Origin of the sequence: Nostoc sp., assembly GCF_035638895.1 — a bacterium.
GTDB lineage: Bacteria > Cyanobacteriota > Cyanobacteriia > Cyanobacteriales > Nostocaceae > Nostoc.
In genome coordinates, this window is the sequence record NZ_DASQZC010000677.1 from 1 (window position 1) to 3,851 (window position 3,851).

The window sequence follows — 3,851 nt, forward strand, 5'->3', positions numbered from 1 at the left end:
AATAAAATCCGGGCGATGCTAAAGATGGCAGCGCTAAGGGCAGCACTCACGGGGATTGTAATTAGCCATGCGCCAGCAATGCCTTTTAGTGTTTGAAACTTAATCGACTTGATATTTTGCACTAGTCCAATACCAACTACACCGCCGACGAGAGCGTGGGAGGTGGAGACTGGTAAACCTAGCCGGGAGGCGATGAGGATGGTGGTAGCAGTAGCAAGTTCGGCACAAAATCCACTGCTAGGTTGCAAAGCAATAATGTTTTCGCCAATAGTGGCAATGACTTTTTTACCCCAGACAGCTAAACCACCAACAATACCAGCACCACCAAGGATTAAAATCCAAATGGGGATGGTGATACCATCTGTCGGTATGCTACCAGTGCGATTGATGTAGATGATCGCAGCTAAAGGAGCGATCGCATTTCCCACATCATTAGAACCATGAGCAAAGGCGACAAAGCAAGCACTTAGTAGTTGGAATCGGGCGAATAAACTTTCTACGGGATTGGGGAGTAGGGAGTGGGGAGTGGGGAGTAGTTCTTCTTTATCTTTCCTGTTTTCCAATTGTCGCCAACTAATGATTGTGAGTCCAACTGCTGCTACTGCACCGATTAACAGTGGGATGTCGTAAGCAGGGATTGTAAAACCAATTTGCTCAATTACAAAATTGGTTAGCGGTTGAGTTAGCGATGGTAATACAATTACGCCGAATACACCTAGCAGCGCAGTACTCAACCAGGGAATCCATTCTTGTAACTGCACTACTTGATTGGGTTGATCTAAAATCCAGTGCTTTATTAGACTGTAAAATAAAGCAGCGATCGCACCACTAATTAATGGCGTTAAAACCCAGCCAATGCTGATCAAGCCAATTGATGACCAATCAATTGCACCTACTCCTAAAGCTACCCAGCTAAATCCAGCGATCGCACCTACAACCGCATGAGAAGAGGATACAGGTAAACCGCGTGATGTGGCAATTTGCAACCATACACCACAAGATATTAGTACCGTTACCATTCCAACAACGAATATTTGGGGTGTCGCTGCGAATAAGGCAGGATTCGCAATTTTCGTTGCGAGAGTTTCCGTTACCTCATGTCCAAACAATACAGCACCCGTAAACTCTAAAACCCCAGCAATTATCAGTGCTTGTTTGAGGCTAACAGCTTTGGAGCCTACAGAGGTTCCCATCGCGTTAGCGACATCATTTGCTCCGAGATTCCAGGCGACATAGAAAGCTAGTAGAGCAACTGCAACTAGGGTAATAAGCATTTTTTTGAGGCTAGCAAGGATATGAGGGAGCAGAGGGAGATCACAATTCAAAATTCAAAATTGAACAGATCCCCCTGATCTCCCTTTTACGGATAAATTAAGATTTTATAAGTATCCGGTGTAGGTGCGATCGCTTGCTCCACAGCTGCTGATAAATCTTTCAATGGATAGCGATCGCTAATCAAGGCTTTTACATCTATTCGCTGATTAAATACAATATCAGCTGATAAACTCTGAAGCCGATAAGATGAGCTATAACTTCCTATCAAGTCAATTTCTCGACGGTAAAGAATATTGGGATTAATGGGAATTTCCACCTCATCAGGGAATTCGGCGAAAAATAATATTTTGCCACCTTTGCGAGTACTATCAAGTGCTTGAAAGAAAGCTTTTTCGCTAGGAACAGCCAGCAGAGTAATATCAACACCCAGTCCACCAGTTAGGGCATGGATTTTTGCTGTTAAATCGGGATCACGAGCATCAAAAGCCGCCTCTGCACCGACACTCAAGGCTTTATCAATTCTAGAGGGTAATAAATCGGTAGCGATCGCTTTTGCTCCGAAATACTTCACCAACATAATGAACATTAACCCAATAGGCCCAGCACCAGTAACTAATACAGTTTGTCCTGGGGCAATTTGAGCTTTTTTCACTGCCTTCAAACAGCAGTTAGTTGGTTCTACAAAACTTGCTTCTTCAAAACTGATATTATCAGGGATGGGAATTAGCCCGCCGTTTTCCACAATATGTCCAGGAACCTTGACATAATCAGCAAAACCGCCACCACTGGCGTTAAAGCCTGCGGTTGTGGAAATGTTTTTGTAGACATCACACATAGAGAAATTATCATTTAGGCAGTACGCGCAACGCATACAGGGGATGTGGTGCATCACTGCTACCCGTTGTCCAACTTGCCAACCTTTGACATTATTGCCTAATGCTGCGATCGTGCCGGCAGTTTCATGTCCAAAAATGCGCGGTGGTTCATACAGTGGATAACGAATTTTTTTAATATCTGATTGACACAACCCCACAACCCGCACCTGTACCAGCACTTCATCTGGTTCTAGGGTTGGAACTGGGATATCTTCGTAAGAAAGTTGATTAACGCCTCTATATACCTGTGCTTTCACGTTGGTTTTTCCCCGCTCAACGATACTAGATGTAACATTAGCAGTCAACGTTAGGCTATCAGGTTTAAGATTTCTGTGTTTTGGCTTGTTCTAATTCTGTTTCTAAGCTTTGTTCAAATCTTTGGAATGCTTCAACATCTACCGCTAAAAGATATCCCCCAATACCGCCATTCTCAAGCCTGAGAATCTCACCCCGGTTGTCCTTAGCAGTAATTGTTAAAATTCCTTCTTTTTGCCAAAGTCGATAACGTTCACCCTCAAAGCACCGGCCACCTTCTGGTGCCTTCTTTGCAAACTGACTCTTCAAAGCTTTTTTGGCAGTTTGCACAATTTCGTCACAATAAAATTGGCAACGAATACTACAAGTAAACTTTGGTACTCTATTCTTTCTTTTTAAATTATTTTTTTCCAACCTATCAAGGGTTTCAGGAACACTCCTTGGAAGTTTAAGCGCATTAGACTGCTCCCAAATAATTTTAATCATTGTTCCTGGATGTTGTTCATCAAGGTAAACCAAAAAATCATCTGGATGCCAAGCCTCAATCTTATAAGGAGCTAAAGATTTTACAGGAAAGTCATCAAGGTTACTAGTAACAATGACTTCTGCTTTAGCAACTATAGCAGCAGCTACAACATGGTGATCGCCTGGATCGTTTGTCATTGCTGCAACTAAATACTCTGGTACTTCCACCATTGCATCAGGAAAGTTTGTCTTGATTTGTTCTTGAAAGTATGCTGCCTGAGCATCTGTTTTCATTCTTCCATCTTTTAAAAGGTTACGAGTAGCACCATCCAGAATTTCTTGTGAAAAATGAAGTTCGTATAACTCTGCCTCAGCAGCACGCATCAGAGTATCACACAAAGGCATAGGGTAGATGACACAGGAATCCAAAACAACCGAGAGTACCATTTTACTGATCTAATTCGCTACTTTCGTCATCATAGAACCCCTCATCTTCTAAAAACTGAGTAAATTGCTTAAGTCCTTCCCTACGCTTACTATCGCGCTGTTTCTTATATTTCACCAGATCCTCAAAACGAACACGTCGATGTGTTCCGACCATAATGTAGGGAATTTCCCCCTGTTCTAATAACTTAATTAAATGAGGACGTGAAACTTTAAGAAAGTCTCCTGCTTGTTGAGTCGTTAGTTCTCGATCTTGAATAGCTACAGATACCACTTTACCTGATGCCATTGCATGAACAGCTTGATATAACACCTGATACACCGAATCGGGAATGGAAATTTCTTCTCCGTTTGCTCCTACCAGTTTCGCTTGGGAACCTTTAACGCTCAGTATGCGCTCCAGTTCTTTGATAGATTGAGCTTCTAGCTGTGGAGATATTACAGAATCTAAAGACATGTTCTGTTTTAACATCATATTAGCCTACTACTGTGTTGCAGGGTTTGTCATTAGCAATGCAATTTACACTGTTAATCTTA

4 protein-coding genes are annotated in these 3,851 nt (G+C 42.4%); all 4 read right to left on the minus strand.

The window, feature by feature from the left end; translation table 11 throughout:
- On the minus strand, positions 1-1,274 hold a 1,274-nt coding region (locus VE944_RS31815), incomplete at its 3' end, for an inorganic phosphate transporter (protein ID WP_324987125.1).
- An 86-nt stretch (positions 1,275-1,360) separates the two neighbouring features.
- Entirely contained in the window at positions 1,361-2,407 is a 1,047-nt protein-coding gene (locus VE944_RS31820; protein WP_324987133.1) for a zinc-dependent dehydrogenase, read from the minus strand.
- A gap of 64 nt (positions 2,408-2,471) precedes the next feature.
- Positions 2,472-3,317: a VapC50 family PIN domain-containing toxin gene (locus VE944_RS31825; protein WP_324987128.1), complete on the minus strand. Its 846-nt coding sequence runs from the start codon at positions 3,315-3,317 to the stop codon at positions 2,472-2,474.
- A 1-nt stretch (position 3,318) separates the two neighbouring features.
- Positions 3,319-3,771, minus strand: a complete 453-nt coding sequence (locus VE944_RS31830) for a helix-turn-helix domain-containing protein (protein ID WP_324987131.1) — start codon at positions 3,769-3,771, stop codon at positions 3,319-3,321.
- Between the last annotated feature and the right edge of the window lie 80 nt (positions 3,772-3,851).

Coding starts and splice junctions, on each gene's coding strand:
- VE944_RS31830 (WP_324987131.1), bottom strand. CDS start 3,771: ATGTCTTTAGATTCTGTAATATCTCCACAGCTAGAAGCTCAATCTATC.
- VE944_RS31825 (WP_324987128.1), bottom strand. CDS start 3,317: ATGGTACTCTCGGTTGTTTTGGATTCCTGTGTCATCTACCCTATGCCT.